Origin of the sequence: Micromonospora sp. NBC_01655 (genome assembly GCF_026339755.1) — a bacterium.
Classification (GTDB): Bacteria; Actinomycetota; Actinomycetes; order Mycobacteriales; family Micromonosporaceae; genus Micromonospora.
Genome location: NZ_JAPEQF010000001.1, coordinates 3,958,768 through 3,977,215, shown reverse-complemented (window position 1 = coordinate 3,977,215; position 18,448 = coordinate 3,958,768). Strand labels below are relative to the sequence as shown.

Here is an 18,448-nt window from a genome sequence, read left to right as displayed (position 1 = left end):
TGCCGTCACGACTTGGCCCCGTGCAGCATCCGCGACGGCCGGCCGGTGCGCCGGTCGGTGCGGGCGAAGCCGTGCCGGGTCCGGCTGCCGGGGGCGTTGCTGTCCAGTTCGGGCAGCGCGATCAGGATGGGCAGGTCGAACACCCCGGTGTGGTGCAGATCGAGATCCACCGTGAGGTCGACACCGGCGGTGACGGTGAGCGCGTCGTGCGAGCCGACCGCCAGGGGCCGGCGCATGGACGGCCGGGCCGCGATGTCGTCGAGCGCGATCGCTGCGGCCCGCAGGTACCACTCCCCCTCCGGCACGTCGCGCAGCACGTACTCGCCGGAGGCCTCCAGGATGTCGCAGGAGGCCGGTAGGCCCTGCACGATCGGGCTGTCGAAGACGCCGACGTACACCTTCACCGGCACGTCGACCGGGGGCAGGGCGAGGCGTCCGGAGATGCTGGCCCGGCGGCGCGGGCCGGGGGTCCGGGTGCGGGCCAGCTGCGGGATGCCGTGCTCGGCCAGCCAGCGGTAGCGGGCCGGCGAGATGCCCACGCTGCGGGTGAACCGGCTGATGAAGGTGCCCAGACTGTTGTAGCCGACCGCGTAGGCGATGTCGGTGACGCTCATGTCCGTCTCGAGCAGCAGGTTCTTGGCCTTGTAGAGCCGGATCGCGGTCAGGAAGCGGCCAGGCGAAGTGCCCGTCTTCGACCGGAACAGCCGGGAGAAGTAAAAGCGGCTGAGAAAGGCGGAATCGGCCATGGTATCGAGCGACAGTGGTTCGTGGTAACGATCCCACATGATCGAGATGGCTCTTTCGACGGCGTTGTGCACGGCGAATCAACTCCATTCGGTGAACACGTTGGAGACACTCCGGCCGCAACCTGGCACGACGTACCTGCGCGCCGGGTCGCCGGCTGCGGGGTCGCCCCCACGGCCGGCGACGAGATCCTGTCCAGATCGCCACGACACCGTCGTCGCACCGTAGCGGAACAGGTGTTCGACCGCCCCGCGAAAACTGTGAAGAATGACCAGTTCACCGGTGTGGTCGGGTAGCGTAAGTGCGGACCGAAACCTCTCGAACCGCGCTTACTGTGAGTGTCCTAAGTGGTCCGGATGGGTTAGGACGATACCATGCATGGAGATCAATAAGTACGGTAGCTTTCGATGTTCTCACTCGCAGCGACGCAACTTAATCTGACAGTCGCAGCGATTATCCGAATTGTTCGACGATGCGCGTCGTGTCCGGACATGATCAGTGCGAGACCGGGAGCTGGCCACCCAGCCACCGGGCCGCCGCCATCGCCGCCCAGGAGGAGATCTCGACCAGCGTCCGGTCGTCCGCGCCGACCAGCCGGCAGCCGCGCACGACCCCCGGATCCACCTGGTAGGAGGCGAAGGCGACCAGCAGGGCCAGCCGACCGACGGGCCGCTGCCGCTCGGACAGCCCCCCGACGAGATCCTCCACCCAGGCCCGGCTGATCCCCCGCGGACCGCCACGCCAGCCGACCAGGTTGACCAGCACCAGGTCACGGACCGCCTCGGGCACCGAGCGACGGCCGGCCTCGTCGATCGCGGCGCAGGCCCGACCAAAGGCCTCCGCGACCGCCGGGTTGCCGGCCGCCCAGGACAGGTCCGCCGGCAGCGGCGCCGCCGGCAGCAGGTCCAGGGACCGGCCCGGCTCGTGCGGGCGCCGCGACGCGCTCATCATGGCCCAGCCCAGCACCCGCAGCACCATGGGCAGCGCGACCTCCGGCACCCCGGGCGGTAGCGGCACGTCGCGCAGGAACACGTTCACCACCCGGTTGAGGTAGTGCAGCAGCACCGCCACCCCGGCCAGCTCCGGGGTCTGGGCCGCGGGGAACGGCGGCCGGTCCGGCCGGGACCGCCCGTCGGCGTGCATCGCCCAGGCGACGATCCCCTCCAGCTCCGCCTCGCCGGCGTCCCGCTCCGGGTCGGGTCGGCTGGACCCGCCGGCGCCGGCCCCGCCGAGCAGGCCCAACGCGTTGTTGTGAATGGTCGCGCAGTACGGGCAGGAGTTGCCCAGCGAGACCGCGGTGGCCACCGCCTCCTTGGCCGCCCGTGGGGCGGCACCGGGGACGATCAGCGTCTCCCGGAGCAGCATCCACGCCGCGGCCAGCGCCTCGGGCGCCGGAGCGTGCAGGGCCACCGGCGGCGCGAGCACGCCGAAGTCCCTTTCCACCTGCTTGTAGACCTCGGCCACCAGGCCACTCGCCCGCCCCCGACGCACCGCGTCGACGTATCGGATCTGCGTCAACCCGAGCGCACCCAGCACCGGTCGCAGCACACTTGCCGGCATCACGTACCTCATCCATCTCTGTGAATTGACCACAGGTTATCGGCGAAAAGTGCCTTCTTCCAGTACCCACTACGGTCGAACCGTGCCGCCGGCCCAACCGCAGGACCCTTCCCAGTAGGCAATCTGGGAGAGCACCGGAGCTGCGGCGACATGCCATCATGGGCCAGCGGAATCGCTGCCCGACCGCCGTCGTCGGCGTTTCCGTGTCGCCCCGCAGCCCCGTCGGAGATCGCTGCGGCCAGCACCGACAGCAGCCCCACTTCGCCGTGGAACGCAATGTCGCCCCACTGGCCGGGCATCGCCCGAGCAACGAGGAGAAGGCCCATGGAAACGACAACGAAACAGCCGGGAATCAGAGTCCCGCTGATTGACGAGGATCAGGCCGAGGGTCGCACCGCCGAACTCTACGAAGAAATCAAGGCGGTCACCGGGCTGCCATTCGTGCCCGACATGTTCCGGCTCGCCTCCACCAATCCGCGGCTGCTCGCGGTGGTGGTCGCCGGATATGGCGGAATCTTCGGCGGGGACACCCTGCCCCGGCACCTCAAGGAGCTGATCTCGGCCTGGACGTCCAAGCTCAACGGCTGCCCGTACTGCGTCGGGACGCACAGTTGGTTCCTGAGCCAGTTCGGCGGCAGCGACGAGCTGCTGGAGGCGGTGTCGAACGCGAACACCGCCGAGGAGCTGCCGGTCGACGAGCGCACCATGCCGCTCATGCAGTTGGTGACGAAGGTGAGCACCGGCGCGTACAAGATCACCGACGCGGACTGGGAGAAGGCCGCCGCGGCCGGCTGGAGCGACGCGGAGATGCTGGAGGCGGTCTTCTGCGCCTGCCTGTTCGCGTTCATCAACCGGCTGGTCGACGCCACCGGACTGGGCTCCTCCGTGGACCGCAGCCGCATCGCGCGGCTGGCCGACGAGTGAACCCCGGCCGGAAAGGGATCCCATCATGACCCAGTCACGCGCCATCCTGCTGACCGGCGCCTCGTCGGGCACCGGCATGTCCTCGGGCAGCGGCAAGGCCACCGCGCTGCGGCTGCACCGGGCCGGCTGGCCGGTCTACGCCACCGGACGCAACGTGGAGGCCCTGGCCGACCTCGCCGACGAGGGCATCACCGTGCTCTATCTCGACGTCAACGACGAGGAGTCGATGGCCGCGGCGGTCAAGCGGATCACCGACGAGCACGGCGCGGTCGGCACCCTGATCAACAATGCGGCGTACAGCCTCAACGGCACCATCGGCGAGACCCCGATGGACCAGGTCCGCGCCCAGTTCGAGACGAACGTCTTCGGACTGTGCCGGCTCACCCAGATGGTCCTGCCGGGCATGCGCGAGCAGGGCGGCGGCCGGGTGATCATCATGTCGTCGATCTTCGGGATGTTCGCCACCCCGGGCCGGGGCTACTACCAGGCCACCAAGCACGCGCTGGAGGCCATCGGGGACTCGCTGCGCCTTGAGGTGGCCCCCTTCGGCATCAAGGTGGTGCTGCTCCAGCCGGCGCCCATCCTGGGTGGCTTCGTCCCGGACAGCGTCGCCGACCTGGGCATGGACTCGCACGAGAACCCCGCGCTGTACCGGGACTTCTGGGAGCACTTCGTCGACTGGCACCAGGCGTACCGGCTCAGCGACAACCCGCCGCTGCGCGGCAAGATCGCGGTCCGGGCGGAGAACGTCGCCAAGGTCCTCGAGACGGCGGTCTCCACCCCGAACCCGCGCATCCGGTACCGGCTCGGCATGCCGCCACGGGTGCTGCCGAAGATGCGGGCAATCATCGGTGAGCGAGGGTGGGAGAAGTTCGTGCGCGCGTTCTTCCCCATCCCCTGACCGCGAGCACGAGCGGCGCCGACGGATCTCGTCGGCGCCGCTTTCCGTCGTCCGGGATGCTGTCACGTCGTGCCCGCCCGTCAGGTCTGTGGGTCGACGCGCAGGGACATGGGCCGCCCGCCGCGCGGACGCAGCCACAGCAGGGCGAGGGCCACGGCCAGCACCGCGCCGTCGATGACCAGCAGGAAGGCGCTGAAACCGTCGATGCCGTGCCCGTGCGTGGCCACCGCGTCCGTGCTGGCCCGGCGGGCGGCGTCGTCCAGCGGGGCCGGCGCGACGCCCGTGCCCACGCTGAACCGGTGCGCCCCGGTGGCGGTCGTGCCGTCGGTGAAGGTGACGTGGTAGGCGATCGTGTAGTCGCCGGCGGCGCCGATGCGCACCGGCAGCCGCAGCCGCGTGGAGCCGGCCAGGGTCGGCTCGGCGTCGGTGACCGCCCTGCTCCCGGCGTCGAGCACCGCGGCGTGCGACTGCCCCTCGTCGATGCCCGCGCCGAAGTCCAGGGTCACCTCGGCCGGCGCGGTGGTGAGCACCGCGCCGGCCGGTGGGTCCGCGGAGACCAGGGCGCCGTCGGCCCGGGCCGCGCCGGGGGTGAGCGCGAGCAGTCCGGCGACCGCCGCGACCACGGCGGCGACGGCCGCCCGTCGACGGCCGCCGGACAGGAGGCTCAGCTCACGCGGCATGGGGCACGACGGACTGGCTGGAGACGCGGTGCCCGACGCAACTGCACGTCATCAGCTCCTGCTCGCGCCGGCTCGGCCGCAGGTGCAGGTACATCGCGACCACCATCGGGACGAACACGATCGAGTTGTAGAACAGGTGCAGCTCGACCCGCGGCAGCACCAGCTGAAGGATGCTGGTCGGCACCTTCTGGCCGAAGAACATGGTGCCGCTCTGCACCTGCCACAGCAGCAGGAAGTGCTCGATGTGGTGCCAGAACTGGATGGCCAGCGCCACCATCCACCAGGTACGAGCGCGGCCGACGAAGCCGCGGCGCAGCGCGAAGAGGAAGACCAGCATCACGATGGCGTAGCCGTAGTGCAGCCACTCGGAGGAGACCAGCCAGGGGTAGAACTGGCCCAGCACGCCGCGCGCCTTCGGCCGCGCCATGCCGAGCACCCAGATCTGGTACGCCTGGACCAGGTGCTCGGCCCAGTGCGCCAGCACGACGACGAGGAAGCCGTTCAGGGCCGCCTTGTGATGGGCCCCGTTGAGCCGCGCGAGCAGCCCTGACGAGGGAGCGGCGGCGAGGGGTTGAGTCATCTTCGGCACCTTCCGTGAAAACGCGGGGGAGTCCGCCGCGCCCTGCGGGGAGACGGGGAGAGCGGCTTGCCGCGAAGCTAACCGGCCGTCCTGTTCCATGGTTCCTCCAGATTGCCCAGTTGCTGTCGGTAATCTGCCACCCCGGTGCCCCCGGGGTGGCGGCTCAGGACACGAGCCAGTTGGCGTGGAATCCACTGGGCACCCGGCCCGGCAGGTGCACGACGGCGACCGGCGGGCCGGCGAAGTCGCCGGCGTCGAGCACGACCAGGTCGCTACGGTCGGTCCGGCCGTCGTAGACGTAGGTCAGCAGCCATCCGTCGTCCTCGGCGGACAGCGGCCCGCGCGGGACGAACACCGCCTCACCCGCCTCGCGGTACGGCCCGAAGTCGTGCACCGCGACCGAACGGCGCACCAGGTCGTGACGCAGCAGCGCCGAGCCGCCCAGCACCCCGGCCCCGGACTGCATGGCCACGGTGTAGGCGTACCGGTGGGGCATCGTCTTGCGGCGCTCGTCGATGCGGGGGAACTCCTGCGGGATGTCGTCGAGCTGCTCGGCGCCGACCGTGCCGCGGGTCAGGTCCAGCGTCCACCGCCACAGCGTCGGGGCGGACTCGCCCGGGGCGTGCAGGTCGCGGTCGAAGACCCGTTCGTAGCGCACCACGTCGACCACGCACCGGTCGTCGACCTCGTAGGCGTTGACGGGGTGGAAGACGTAGCAGGGGTCGACGTCGAACCAGCGCACGTCGGTCCCGCGCCCCTCGCGTGGGAGCAGCCCGAGCCGGGCCGGCCGCTGCGGCGACCACGCGTACGGGAAGCGCGAGCCCGCCCGGGCCAGTGCCGGGTTGAAGGTGACCGGCAGGTCGAACAGCACCGAGTGCCGGTCGGTCAGCGCCAGCGAGTGCATCAGCGGCGGGCCCGACACCTCGATCCGCTCGCTGCGGCGCACCCGCCCCTCGGGGGTCAGCACGAGGTGCTCGACGTACGGCAGCTCGTGGTAGTAGGCGACGGCGAACAGCTCGCCGGTGACCGGGTCACACTCGGCGTGCGCGGCGAAGCCGTGCGGCAGGGTGGCGTCGAAGTCGATCCGGGCCACGGAGTCCAGCTCGTCGTCCAGCTCGACGGGCAGCACCCCCGCCTCGCCGAGGGCCAGGGTGCGCCCGCCGTGCCGGATGACGTTGGCGTTGGCGTTGTCGGACAGCCCGTGCCGCGGGCCGGGCAGGGCGAGTTCGCCCAGGGCGCGGGTGGTGCGGTCGGTGCGGATCCACCGGTTGCGGTACCACAGCGCACGGCCCTCACGCAGGCGCACCCCGTGCGCCATGCCGTCGCCGACCAGGGCGTGACCGGACCGGTCGACGCCCATCGGGTTCGGCCCGATCCGGACGAAGCAGCCGTCCAGCTCGGCGGGCAGCCGTCCGGTGACCACCAGGTCGAGCTCGGTCGCCTCGGCGGCGACGGGGCGCCGGTTGTCGTGCTGGGGCAGGGTCTGGGGGGCGAGGGCGACGACGCTCATTGGGGCCTCCACGAGCTGGCGCGATCTTTTGGCGTATCGCAGTTACGTAACAGCGTTACTTCATTGAACGTACGCCGGGCATGAGATCATGTCAATGTGAGTCCGCGCCGGATCGACCCGAAGTTGGCGACCACCCTGCTGGAGGCCGCCGCCCGACTGCTGGCCGAGGAGGGTGCCGCCGGCCTCACCACGCGCCGTCTCGCCGCCGCGGTGGGCACCTCGACCACCGCCGTGTACACGCACTTCGGCGGCATGGACAACCTGGTCCGGGCGATGGTGCACGAGGGCTTCGCGCGGCTGCACCGGCGGATGTCCATCGTGCGGGCCACTCCCGACGCGGTCGCCGACGTGATGGCCCTCGGGTACGCGTACCGGGCCAACTCGCTCGACCACCCGCAGCTCTACCAGGTGATGTTCGGCAGCGCGGCGCTCGGCGGGTTCGCCCTCGCCGAGGGCGACCGGCAGCACGGCAAGTACACCCTCCAGCCGTTGGTCGACGCCGTGGCCCGGGCCACCGAGCAGGGCCGGTTCCGCACCGGTGACCCGCTGCTGGTCGCGCAGAACATGTGGATCGCCCTGCACGGGCTGGTCAGCCTCGAACTCGGCGGCTACCTGATCGACCCGTACGACGCCGACGTGTGCTTCGAGGCGCAATTACGCTCGCTGATGGTCGGCGCGGGCGACGGGTACGAGGCGACGGCGGCCTCCCTCGCCCGGGCCCGGCGGCGGCGCTCCCCCCGCACCTGAGGCCTCGACGCCGGCACGAAGCGGCGGGGCGGCGGGGCGGCGGGGCGGCGGGGCGGCGGGGCGGCGGGGCGGCGGGGCGGCGGGGCGACCATCCCTGGTGGAAACGCGCCCTACGGCAGCGACCGGGGCCGGTGAGCAACGGCGGAGAAGCGACGGGCGGAGCCCGGTGTGATGCTCGTGGCGGGTCCCGAGCACGTCCGCAATGGAAGCGCATCCACTCCTGTGGGTCAGTCCGACAGGATCGCCAACCCTCCACGTACCGAAGGACGCCGATGATGCACGAAATCGATTATCTCGTGGTCGGGTCCGGCTCCGCCGGAGCAGCGCTGGCCGCCCGGCTGAGCGAGGATCCCCACCGCAAGGTCCTGCTGCTGGAGGCAGGCCCCGACTTCGCCACGGTCGCCGACACGCCACCCGACCTGCTCAACGGCAGCGCGATGTCGATGGACATCCACGACTGGCACTTCAAGGCCGAGATCACCGACCGCCGGCGGATCATCTACCCGCGCGGGAAGGTCACCGGCGGGTCTTCCGCGGTCGGCGCGACCATCGCGCTGCGCGGCAATCCGGAGAACTTCAACGAGTGGGCCGAGATGGGCAACCCGGCCTGGGCCTGGGACGAGGTGCTGCCGTTCTACAAGCGGCTCGAGGACGACCTGGACTTCGACAACGAGTACCACGGCAAGGGCGGCCCCATCCCGATCCGGCGGTTCACGGGCGACGAGCTGACCCCGGTGCAGCAGGTGTTCCAGGACGCCTGCCTCAAGGCCGGCTTCCCCGCCATCGAGGACCACAACCACCCGGAGGCCAGCGGCGTCGGCCCGATGCCGTCGAACCGCCGCGACGCCCGCACCCGGTTCTCCACCGCCATGGGGTACCTGAGCGAGGCCCGCGGCCGGGAGAACCTGGAGATCCGGTCCGGGGTCCAGGTCAACCGGGTGCTGTTCGCCGGCAACCGGGCGCGCGGCGTCGAGGTGGCCAAGCCCGGCGGCGGCACCGAGGTGATCGAGGCCGGCACCGTCGTGCTGGCCGCCGGCGCGGTCAACTCCCCGGCCATCCTCATGCGCTCGGGCATCGGGCCCGCCGGCGACCTGCGGCGGCTGGGCATCGACGTGCTGCTGGACCGCCCCGGGGTGGGCGCCGACCTGATCGACCACCCGCGCACCGGCGCGTTCATGGTGCCCGAGCCGGGCACGTTCAACACCGACGACGCCTTCCTGCAGATGCTGCTGCGCACCACCGCACCGGGGTCCACGGAGTTCAACGACCTCCAGTACTACATGATCAACCACTTCGACCTGACGCTCTTCCCCGAGCTGCAGATGCTGGCCGCCGCGAAGACGATCTTCGGGGTGATGGTCGTACACCAGCGGCCGGAGTCCCGGGGGCGGCTCACCCTCACCTCGGCCGACCCCACCGCACCGCCGGACGTCGTGCTCAACTTCCTCGACACCGAGCGCGACATCCAGACCCTCATCGCCGCCGTGCGCCAGTGCTGGCAGTTCATGCAGACGGCGGGCATCCAGGACAAGGGCCAGCGGTTCGTCGTGCTCGGCGAGGAGATGGCCGAGGACGACGAGCTGATGCGCCACTACGTCCGGCTCAGCCTGGACAGCGGCTACCACCCGGTCGGCACCGCCCGGATGGGCGCGACCGGCGACGAGGGCGCGGTGGTCGACGAGCGGCTGCGGGTGCACGGCATCGAGGGCCTTTACGTCTGCGACGCCTCCGTCATGCCGTCGATCGTCAACTGCAACACCAACCTCACCTCGATCATGATCGGTGAGCGGCTCGCCGACTGGCTCAGGCAGTCCTGACCGGCCGTACCGGAGACGGGCGTCCCGCGGTGCTGAACCCCGCGGGGCGCCCGTCGCACTGTCCGGCCCGCCGGCCGCGCGGGCGCAGAGCGCCGCTCCCGGCGGGTGGCGGCAGTCGGCGGGGGCCGGGTGGGCGCTACCTCGGCGGCAGGGTCCGGGCGTACCCGAGGCCCCGGTCGACCCACCGGCGCAGGTCCTCGTCCTCGGCGCAGGCGTCGGGCGCGACCAGGAACCAGCCCCGCATCGGCCGGCCGGTGACGTCGAACGGGCGCACCCCCGGCTCGACGCCCAGCAACTCCTCCTGCGCCGGGTCCGCCCGGACGATCAACTCGTCGCCCCACACCCCCACCGCGATGTTGCCCTCGACGAGGACGGCCAGGCCACCGAACATCCGCCGGTCGGTCAGCCCCCACTCGTCGGCGAGCAGTTCCCGGAGCCGGGCCGCGAGGCCCTCGTCGTACGCCACCCGGTCATCGTGGCACGCCCGGTCCGGTCGTCCGGGGACCGGCGCGGGCGCCTGGGAAGGCCGGCACGGGTGCCGTGCCACCGGCCCCGGGCGGGACGGGTCCCGCACCGCAGCCGCCGCAGACGCGCGTCGGATGCCCAACGGGCCGCCCGCCAGGTGGCGGACGGCCCGCGGAGGCGGACGTGCGGCGCACGGAGCCCGCAGCGGCCCCGGGGAGGCGGGTGGACCATTCGGCCGGCTCAGTGCACCGGATCCGGGGGCGCCCCGTGGGTGGCGGCGTTGACCTCGACCGGCGGCGGGAACCGGGTGATGAAGTCGCACACGGTCACGTGGGTCGGCACGATCGTGACCAGGGCCATCTCTCTCGTGTGCTCGCGCTTGCTGCGCTCCCACTCCGGCACGTTGTGCTCACCGATCATCCGGCGGGACGCGTCGATGTGCACCTGGGGCAGCCCCTGCTCGACCTCGATCGAGGCCGTGCCGCGGACCAGCATCATCAGCGGCGTGTAGTCGGCGACCGGCGCCCCGAGCACCGCCGCGACCTTCTCGCGCGGCTCAGCCGCCATGGTGTCGACGGTGAAGGACACCTGCGGATGCGCCGCGATCGCCCTGACCTTGTACGCCGTGGTCGGGCTGGCGAAGACGAAGGCCCTGCCGTTCCACACGTAGGCGACCGGGATCGAGCGGGGATGGCCGTCCAGTCCCACGTACCCGAGCCGCATCAGGATCGGTGCCGCCAACAGGGTCTGCACCACCGGATCGGTGTTCACCAGGTGCACTATCTCCGGGTAGTCCATGGGTGCCCCTTCTGTACGAGCGGAGCTGCGGCGGCGGATACCACGCCCACTCCGTCACGGTGCGCACCGTCCGCCACGGTCCGATTCCCGCGCCGTCGGGTTGACATATTCGCTCTCACCAATTCTCGCAAGGGGCGGAAGGCCCCCCTTCTCTGAGCGTGCTTATCTGGCCATGGCCCCGGCGGCCGGCTCGGCGGCCGGCCCCCGGGGCCACGACAGCGGCGAGGCCCCCGGCGGGTGGCCATCATCGTCGATGAACCATCCACCGGAGACCTCGCCGGTCACCGGCCCCGGCGCCCGGCCGAGGATCGAGAGTGGAGAGTGGATCAGCCGCTACGGCAGACCCTGGTACCGGCCCTAGACCGGGTTCTCGCTGACGTTGCGCGGCACCGGCACCGGCGCGGGCTGCTGCGCCTCGGCGGTCAGCTCCGGCTCCCGCCGCTCGGTGGCCGACGGCCCGGCGGCGGCGCCCCGGTCACGCAGGCCGACCCAGATCAGCGCCACGGACAGCAGGATCACGACGATCTGCACCTGCATGGCGAGGTGCAGACCGTCCAACACGTCGGTGCGGGTGGCGACGATCGCCCCGAAGATCGGGATACCGATGGTGACGGCGATCTGCTGGGCCAGGGTGGCCAGGCCGGTCGCCAGGCCCTGCTGCGAGTCGTCCAGACCCGAGGTGGCGGTCACCGTGTAGGCGACGACGGCCGTGACGTGCCCGAAGTACATCAGGAACAGCGACGGGACGATCAGCAGGAGGCTCGGCGTGGCCGAGGTACCGGTCAGCAGCAGCGGGACGGTGGTCAGCCCCTGCACCAGCAGGCCGATGGCGAGCACGTTGCGGTAGCCGTAGCGCCCGATCATCCGGCCGGCGATGACGCCGGCGACGACGGCCACCAGGCCCGGAACGCCGAACACCAGACCGGTGGTGAACGGCTCCAGCTTGAGCACGTCCTGCATGTAGAGGGTGAGGCCGAAGTTGATGCCGCTGGCCATCACGAAGGCGACCATGCCGCCGTAGTTGCCCCACTTGATGTTCGGCCGGTTGAGCAGGGTCAGCGACACCAGGGGCGCCTTGGCCTTCAACTCGACGAACCAGAAGGCGCCGATCAGCACCGCACCGACGACGAGACCGATCCAGCTCTGCATGCTCACGCCGTACACCAGGGCGAGCAGGCCGGCGGTGACCGTGACGGCGCCGGGGACGTCCAGCTTGACCCCGGTGGGGCGGACGCTCTCCTTGATCACCAGCGGGGTCAGCACCATGATGGCCACCGCCACCGGCACGTTGATCCAGAACGCCCAGGGCCAGTCCAGGGCGCTGACCAGGCTGCCGCCGACCAGGGCGCCGACGGTGAAGCCGCCCGAGAGCAGCGCGCCGTTGAGGCCGAGCACCCGGGCGCGGGCCCGCTCGTCGGACACGGTCGTGATCAGCAGCGCCATCGCGGCCGGGATGGCGATCGCGTTGGCGAAGCCCTGCAACACCCGGGCGCTCAGCAGCATCGTGGCGTTGGTCGCGAAGCCGCCGAGCAGCGAGGCCACGGTGAGCAGCGCGATGCCGGTCAGGAACAACCGCCGCCGGCCGAACAGGTCGGCGATCCGGCCGAACAGGAGCGTGAAGCCGGCCGCGGGCAGCGCGTACGCGCTGGCGACCCAGGGAAGGTCGGCCAGGCTGAGCCCGACGCCCTCGCCCATCCGCGGAAGGGCCACATTGAGAATGGAAAAGTCGACCGACAGCATGAACTGCGCGCCGAGCAATACGAAGAGGGCAAGTTTCTGCGCGGAGCTGAGCTGCTCCGACGTGCTCTGGTTCTCCGCCATGACCACGAACACTAGGTAGCCGCGGTCGGGGTACCCATCTCCCTGCCGTGCGTACCACTGGCAGTGGCACCCTGAGCACCCGCCGTGTGGGCCCATCCAACGCTACCCCGCCCCGCCCAGCCCGAGCCTGCTCTATTTCTCACATGGTGCCGAGAGGCGGGCGCCGGCCGCCCGGGCTACGTCGCTCCCGGGCGGCCGGCGCCCGGTCAGTCGACGAGGACTCCACACCCGACGGTGGTGATCGACCCGGTGAGCCCGCTGGACAGGTCCGAGGCGAGGTACACCGCGGTGCCGGCGACGTCGGCCAGGGTCACCGCCCGGCCCAGCAGCGGGTCGGGCATGCCGGGCTTGGCGGCCAGCATGTCCTCCAGCGTCGCCCCGTTCGCCTCGGCCGCGCGCCGCCACGTGTCTCGGACGTACGAGCCGTGCTGCACGCTCTCCGGGATGGCGTCGGGCCGCAGGCAGACCACCCGCACCCCGAACGGGCCCACCTCCCCGGCCAGTTCCCGGGAGAGCGACTCGATGCCGGCGCAGGCCACGCCGAACCCGCCCGAGGGCATCGGCGCCCGGGCCGCCGACGTGGAAAGGACGACGATGGAACCGGAGCGCTGCTCGACCATCCGCCGCGCCGCCGCCGTGGCGGTGAGGAACTGGGTACGGACGAAGGTGTTCATCGGCATCAGGAAGTCGTCCAGGTCCAGCTCGCGCAACGGGACGCCCTGCACGTGGTCCAGGCCGACGGCGTTGAACGAGACGTCGATCCCGCCGGCCCGCTCGGCGACCAGCGCCGCGTGCTCGTCGACCGACTCCTGGTCGAGCGCGTCCACCTGGTGGGCGTACGCCCGGCCGCCCTCGGCGGTGATCTCCTTGGCGAGCATCTCGACCCGGTCGAGGTGCCGCCCGGCCAGATAGACGGTGGCGCCCTCCCGGGCGAAGGCGCGCGACACCGCGCCGCCCAGCGCGCCCGCGGCGCCGTAGACGATCGCGGTCCTGCTCTCCAGCAACATGTCTGATCCCCTCGTCGTGGTCCGGGCCGGCGGCACCGGACCGGGTTCGTCAGACCGACGGGCAGCCCTTGGGGAAATATACATTTTCTGGTGCTTTATTTTGCTTGGTCCCGGGATGGACCGGTCACCTCCGCCAGCCGTACCCGCAGGTACCGACGCTCGGCGTCGTTGCCGGCGAGGTCGAGCGCCCGCCGGTACGCCCCGGCCGCCTCCGGGCGCCGGTCCAGCCGGCGCAGCAGGTCGGCGCGGACGGCCGGGACGAGGTGGTTGCCCGCCAGCTCGCCCGAGCGCTCCACCTGTTCCAACAGCGCCAGGCCCCGCTGCGGGCCGTGCGCCATCCCGACCGCCACCGCCCGGTTGAGCTGCACCACCGGCGACGGCGTCAGCCGCGCCAACTCGGCGTAGAGCCCGGCGATCTGGGCCCAGTCGGTGCGCGCGGCGTCCGGGGCGGTGGCGTGACAGGCGGCGATCGCCGCCTGGACCTGGTAGGCCCCGGGCCGGCCGCGACGCAGCGCCCGGTCCAGCAGGCCCACCCCCTCGGCCACCCGGCCCCGGTCCCACCGCCGGCGGTCCTGCCGCTCCAGCGGCACCAGGTCGCCGTGGGCGTCGGTCCGGGCGTCGCGCCGGGCCTCGTGCAGCACCAGCAGCGCGAGCAGGCCGAGCGTCTCCGGGTCGTCGGGCAGCAGCCGGGCCAGCAGCCGGGCCAGCCGGACGGCCTCCGCGCACAGCCCGCGCCGCACCAGGTCCGCGCCGGCCGTGGCGGCGTACCCCTCGGTGAACAGCAGGTACAGCACCGCGCGCACCGCCGTGGCCCGCCCGGGCAGCTCGGCGGCCGGCGGCAGCTCGCAGCGCAGCCCGGCGTCGCGTACGCCGCGCCGGGCCCGTACCAGCCGCTGGGCCAGGGTCCCCGGCGGGACCAGCAGGGCGCGGGCGATCTCCGCCGGGCCCAGCCCCACGACGGTACGCAGGGTCAGCGCCACCTGCGACGGCAGCGACAGCGCGGGGTGGCAGCAGGTGAAGATCAGGCGTAGCTGGGCGTCCCGGATCAGCGGCGGCACCGGCGGCTGCTCGTCGTACGCCGGGAGGGTGGCCGCCGCCTCGCGCAGCCGGGCGGCCCGTACGGTCTCGTGGCGCAGCCGGTCGACGGCCCGGTTGCGCGCCACGGTGGTCAGCCAGGCCCCGGGCCGGCGCGGCACCCCCTCGCGCCGCCAGCGCTCCAGCGCGGCGGCGAACGCGTCCTGCACGCAGTCCTCGGCCAGGCTCCGGTCCCGGGTGAGGTCGACGAGGCTGCCGACGAGCTGGCGGTACTCCCGGCGGAACGCGCCGGCCACGGCGGCGTCGACGGTGAACGTCACCGGGTCCAGACCGGCCTCACCTCGATGGCGCCCAGCTCGGCGAACGGGTGCAGGGCGGCGAGTTCGGTGGCCTCGTCGAGGTCCGCGCAGCGCAGCAGGACGAACCCGCCCACCTGCTCCCGGGCCTCGATGAACGGCCCGTCGGTGACCAGCGTGCCCCCGGCCCGGGTGCGGACGGTCCGGCCGGCGCGGCCGGGGCCCAGCCGCTGCCCGCCCGCGAACGCCCCCCGCCGGCGCACCTCGTCCAGCCAGGCCCGGTGCCGGGGGTGCTCGTCGATCTCCGCCGGGCTCAGTTCGCCGGCCTCGTCGTGAAAGATCACCAGTGCGTACTCCACGGTCCCCCTCCCAGGTCCGCGCAATACAACGACGGGGAGACCGGGACAGACGCGACCACCCGGTCTTTCACCAAATCGAGGGACATCCCGGTCGATGCCCCACGTGGGGCATCAAGTTGTGGTAGGGCAGCACGCACGAAGAAGCGGGGCATGGTCGGCTCGGCCAGTCTTGGATCAATCCATGCCCGCCGAGGAGGCACCCCATGCGTCAATCACAGGTCACCGTCAACGGTGTCGACATCGCATACCGTGAACTGGGCGAGGGGCCGCTGGCCCTCCTGGTGCACGGCTTCCCGTTCACACCCAACTCGTTCCGGCACCTGATGCCGGCGCTGGCCGACGCCGGCTACCGGGCCGTGGCCCCGTGGACCCGCGGCTTCGCCCCCAGCTCGGTCCCGCCGCCCGGCCGCGAACACCTCCGGGACATGGCGGCCGACGTCAACGCCCTGCACGAGGTCCTGGGCGGGGACGAGCGGGCCGTGCTGATCGGGCACGACTTCGGGGCGGCCAGCTGCTGGGCCGCGGCGGTGCAGGAGCCGCAGCGGTGGTCGCGGCTGGTCGCCTGCGACGTGCCGCCGTTCCAGTTCTTCGGCGAGTACCTGCTCGACCCCAGGGGGATCAACGTCCAGGCCCACTTCTGGTTCTTCCAGATGGCCGCTGCCGACGAGCTGGTCGCCGCCAACGACCTGGCCTTCCTGGAGTTCATGCTGCACAAGTACTCACGGGACGGCTACGACGTCACCCAGGACCTGGCCGACATCCGGGCCGCCCTCGGCACCCCGGAGAACCTGCACGCCGCACTCGGCATGTACCGCACCAACTTCCCCGCCACGACGTTCGGCAGCCCCGAGTGGGCGGCCGAGCAGGGCGCGCTGTGGGGGGCCCTGCCGAGCCAGCCGACGCTGAACATCTTCGGCGTCCAGGACGTCGCCTTCGCGATGAACGAGGAGAAGCTCGCCCGGATCGTCGAGGCGCTGCCGAAGGGCTCGGCCGGCGCGCTGGTCCCCGACTCCCGGCACGTCCCGCTCACCGAGCAACCGGAGATCACCAACGGCCACATCCTGCGCTTCCTGGCCGAGACGGCCTGACCGGTCCGGACGGCTGATCGACCCCGGCCGGGCGCGGCGGACTCCCCTCCCCGCCCGGCCGGAAACGGTTGGTACTTCCACGGTGGGTACCACTGACAGTGTCATACTGGTCCGTCATACTGAGTCGCATGAATCCGCTGGGCGAGTTCCTCCGGTCGCGACGCGGCGTCATCCGGCCGCAGGACGCCGGCCTGGCCCGCTACGGCGAGCGCCGACGGGTCTCCGGGCTGCGCCGCGAGGAGCTGGCCCAGCTCGCCGGGGTGAGCGTCTCCTACTACACCCGGCTGGAGCAGGGCCAGGCGCACAACGTGTCCGACGAGGTGCTCGACGCGGTCGCCCGCGCGTTGCAGCTCGGCGGCGACGAGCGGGCGCACCTGTTCACGCTGGCCCGCCCCGGCCGGACGGCGCCCGAACGGGCCGTCCGGGCCAGCTCCGCGCCGCCGGCCCTGCGCCAGATGCTCGCGATGATGCCCGACGTGCCGGCGATGGTGCTCAGCGCCTCGACCGACGTGCACACCTGGAACCCACTGGGCCACGCCCTGCTCGCCTGGCACCTCGACGAGGCGCCCAACATGAGCCGGTCGGTCTTCCTCGATCCCCGGATGCGCGCGCTGTACGCCGACTGGCCGGGCAAGGCCCGTTCGGTGGTGGCGTACCTGCGGATGGCCGTGGGCCGCTACCGCGACGACCGCCGGGTCGTCGGGCTGGTCGAGGAGCTGCTGTCCCGCAGCCCGGAGTTCGCCGGGATGTGGGCCGAGCACCCGGTCAGCACCTGCGAGACGATGACCTACGACATGACCCACCCGGTGGTCGGCGCGCTGACGGTCAACCAGCACACGCTGCGGCTGGAGGAGACCCCGGACCTGATGCTGGTGACCTTCACCGTCGAGGCCGGCTCGCCGTCGGCGGCGGCGCTGCGGATGCTCGGCGGCATTCCCCGGCGCGCCGCGGCCCCGGTGCCGGCCCAGCGGCACAGTGTCGCCGTCCCCTGATCCCCCGCGCCACCCGGCGCACGGCCCGAACGGCTCCCGATCCGGGCGACGCACGGCCCGGGCGACGCGCGGTCGCGGCGACCGGGCCCTGGCCGTCCTGCCCCCACGCACGACGGCGGCCGGCTCCCCGGCGACGGCCGAAGCCGCCGGACCGGGAACCGGCCGCCGCGGACGGTGGGATGCCGCCGCACCCCACCGTGCCGCCGTCACTGCGTTCCGGCCTCCGTCGGCTGCGCGGCCGGGCTCTCGTGGCGTACCTGCCGCACCTCGAACTTGTTCAACCCGGTCCACCAGTTCTCGCCCGGGTTGGGGGCCTGCTCGGCGTCGTAGCGGTCGTGGTGCCGCCACCAGTCCCACGGGTGCGCCAGCCCCTCCTCCTGCCGGCCCAGCGGGGTGACGTCGAGGTAGTTGTAGGTGTTGATGAACACCTCGCCGCCCCGGTCGAACACCGAGCTGGCGTGGAAGATCTTCTCGCCGTCGCGGATGAAGGAGCTGACCGCCGGCAGCTCGCCCTTCTCCATGGTGACATTGAAGTCGTAGTTGAAGTCACTGCCGTACGACGACACCCACGGGATGTGCGCCCAGCCCATCCGGGCCTTGAACTGCTCGATCTTCTCCAACGGGGCCCGGGCGATCATCACGAACGAGGTGTCCCGGGCGTGCATGTGCGACAGGTCCCCGACGTTGTCGGCCTGCATCGAGCAGCCGACGCAGCCCTCCTTCGCATCCGGGGCGAACATGAAGTGCCGGACGAGCAGCTGGCGACGCCCCTGGAACAGGTCGAGCAGCGTCACCTCACCCGTGGGCGAGGCGAACACGTACTCCTTCTCCACCGGCACCACGGGCATGGCCCGGCGCGCGGCGCTGAGCTGGTCGCGGGCGCGGGTCAGCGCCTTCTCCTCCTCCAGCAGCCTCTCCCGGGCGGTGGTCCATTCCTCACGCGAGACGACCTGCGGAAAACTCATCGTTCCTCCCTCAACGGTCGCCGCCGGCCCACACGAAGACCGGGCGACACCTGCGACCATGACACGGCCCCGGCGGCACCGACTTCTCCACTCGTGCCCAATTCCTCGTCCTGAGCTGCACGGACACCGAGCAATCCAGAAGAGGTCGCGGTAGTCGGG

Annotated in this window: 18 protein-coding genes; 6 read left to right on the top strand and 12 right to left on the bottom strand. The window is 72.0% G+C overall.

Features of this window, described 5'->3' with window-relative positions; all coding sequences use genetic code 11:
* Positions 1-5 precede the first annotated feature (5 nt).
* Entirely contained in the window at positions 6-785 is a 780-nt protein-coding gene (locus OOK41_RS18265) for a helix-turn-helix transcriptional regulator (protein WP_256371565.1), read from the bottom strand.
* Positions 786-1,239: 454 nt separating this feature from the next.
* Positions 1,240-2,304, bottom strand: a complete 1,065-nt coding sequence (locus OOK41_RS18260) for a carboxymuconolactone decarboxylase family protein (protein ID WP_117672656.1) — start codon at positions 2,302-2,304, stop codon at positions 1,240-1,242.
* A gap of 324 nt (positions 2,305-2,628) precedes the next feature.
* On the opposite strand from OOK41_RS18260, the gene OOK41_RS18255 reads away from it, so the two are divergent.
* Both OOK41_RS18255 and OOK41_RS18250 read left to right on the top strand, forming a co-directional pair.
* Positions 2,629-3,228 carry a carboxymuconolactone decarboxylase family protein gene (locus OOK41_RS18255; RefSeq protein WP_165878267.1) on the top strand — a complete coding sequence of 200 codons (600 nt, stop codon included), beginning with the start codon at positions 2,629-2,631 and terminating at the stop codon, positions 3,226-3,228.
* A gap of 25 nt (positions 3,229-3,253) precedes the next feature.
* Positions 3,254-4,129, top strand: coding sequence for an SDR family NAD(P)-dependent oxidoreductase (locus OOK41_RS18250; protein WP_117672651.1), 876 nt, complete (start codon positions 3,254-3,256; stop codon positions 4,127-4,129).
* Between the two features lie 80 nt (positions 4,130-4,209).
* Here OOK41_RS18250 and OOK41_RS18245 read toward each other — a convergent pair whose 3' ends face one another.
* From OOK41_RS18245 to OOK41_RS18235, 3 genes are all read right to left on the bottom strand, one after another.
* Positions 4,210-4,809, bottom strand: coding sequence for a copper resistance CopC family protein (locus OOK41_RS18245; protein ID WP_266266060.1), 600 nt, complete (start codon positions 4,807-4,809; stop codon positions 4,210-4,212).
* Positions 4,799-5,389: a hypothetical protein gene (locus tag OOK41_RS18240; RefSeq protein ID WP_117672646.1), complete on the bottom strand. Its 591-nt coding sequence runs from the start codon at positions 5,387-5,389 to the stop codon at positions 4,799-4,801. Before OOK41_RS18240 ends, OOK41_RS18245 begins: the two co-directional genes overlap by 11 nt.
* A gap of 163 nt (positions 5,390-5,552) precedes the next feature.
* Complete coding sequence (locus tag OOK41_RS18235; RefSeq protein WP_266266059.1) at positions 5,553-6,899, bottom strand: carotenoid oxygenase family protein; 1,347 nt, start codon at positions 6,897-6,899, stop codon at positions 5,553-5,555.
* A 96-nt stretch (positions 6,900-6,995) separates the two neighbouring features.
* Between OOK41_RS18235 and OOK41_RS18230 the strand changes: the two genes are divergently transcribed.
* A complete protein-coding gene (locus OOK41_RS18230; protein ID WP_117672642.1) occupies positions 6,996-7,646 on the top strand; it encodes a TetR-like C-terminal domain-containing protein in 651 nt (216 codons plus the stop codon).
* Positions 7,647-7,921: 275 nt separating this feature from the next.
* A complete protein-coding gene (locus tag OOK41_RS18225) occupies positions 7,922-9,463 on the top strand; it encodes a GMC family oxidoreductase (RefSeq protein WP_266266058.1) in 1,542 nt (513 codons plus the stop codon).
* Between the two features lie 136 nt (positions 9,464-9,599).
* On the opposite strand, the gene OOK41_RS18220 is transcribed toward OOK41_RS18225, so the two are convergent.
* The 6 genes from OOK41_RS18220 to OOK41_RS18195 form a co-directional block, all read right to left on the bottom strand.
* Positions 9,600-9,929, bottom strand: coding sequence for a TfoX/Sxy family protein (locus tag OOK41_RS18220; RefSeq protein ID WP_117672638.1), 330 nt, complete (start codon positions 9,927-9,929; stop codon positions 9,600-9,602).
* 239 nt (positions 9,930-10,168) lie between these two features.
* The gene (locus OOK41_RS18215; RefSeq protein WP_117672636.1) at positions 10,169-10,726 is read right to left on the bottom strand and encodes a pyridoxamine 5'-phosphate oxidase family protein; all 558 of its coding nucleotides are present in this window, start codon (positions 10,724-10,726) and stop codon (positions 10,169-10,171) included.
* Positions 10,727-11,083: 357 nt separating this feature from the next.
* Positions 11,084-12,547: an MFS transporter gene (locus tag OOK41_RS18210; protein ID WP_266266057.1), complete on the bottom strand. Its 1,464-nt coding sequence runs from the start codon at positions 12,545-12,547 to the stop codon at positions 11,084-11,086.
* A gap of 206 nt (positions 12,548-12,753) precedes the next feature.
* Positions 12,754-13,554 carry an SDR family NAD(P)-dependent oxidoreductase gene (locus OOK41_RS18205; RefSeq protein WP_117672632.1) on the bottom strand — a complete coding sequence of 267 codons (801 nt, stop codon included), beginning with the start codon at positions 13,552-13,554 and terminating at the stop codon, positions 12,754-12,756.
* Between the two features lie 95 nt (positions 13,555-13,649).
* Positions 13,650-14,909: an RNA polymerase sigma factor gene (locus tag OOK41_RS18200; RefSeq protein WP_266266056.1), complete on the bottom strand. Its 1,260-nt coding sequence runs from the start codon at positions 14,907-14,909 to the stop codon at positions 13,650-13,652.
* Positions 14,906-15,244, bottom strand: coding sequence for a YciI family protein (locus tag OOK41_RS18195; RefSeq protein ID WP_117672628.1), 339 nt, complete (start codon positions 15,242-15,244; stop codon positions 14,906-14,908). Before OOK41_RS18195 ends, OOK41_RS18200 begins: the two co-directional genes overlap by 4 nt.
* A gap of 203 nt (positions 15,245-15,447) precedes the next feature.
* Here OOK41_RS18195 and OOK41_RS18190 point away from each other — a divergent pair, with 203 nt between their 5' ends.
* Both OOK41_RS18190 and OOK41_RS18185 read left to right on the top strand, forming a co-directional pair.
* Entirely contained in the window at positions 15,448-16,332 is an 885-nt protein-coding gene (locus tag OOK41_RS18190; RefSeq protein ID WP_266266055.1) for an alpha/beta fold hydrolase, read from the top strand.
* A gap of 128 nt (positions 16,333-16,460) precedes the next feature.
* Positions 16,461-17,324, top strand: a complete 864-nt coding sequence (locus OOK41_RS18185) for a helix-turn-helix transcriptional regulator (RefSeq protein ID WP_305792083.1) — start codon at positions 16,461-16,463, stop codon at positions 17,322-17,324.
* A gap of 206 nt (positions 17,325-17,530) precedes the next feature.
* Here OOK41_RS18185 and OOK41_RS18180 read toward each other — a convergent pair whose 3' ends face one another.
* Positions 17,531-18,289 carry a DUF899 domain-containing protein gene (locus tag OOK41_RS18180; protein ID WP_117672624.1) on the bottom strand — a complete coding sequence of 253 codons (759 nt, stop codon included), beginning with the start codon at positions 18,287-18,289 and terminating at the stop codon, positions 17,531-17,533.
* Between the last annotated feature and the right edge of the window lie 159 nt (positions 18,290-18,448).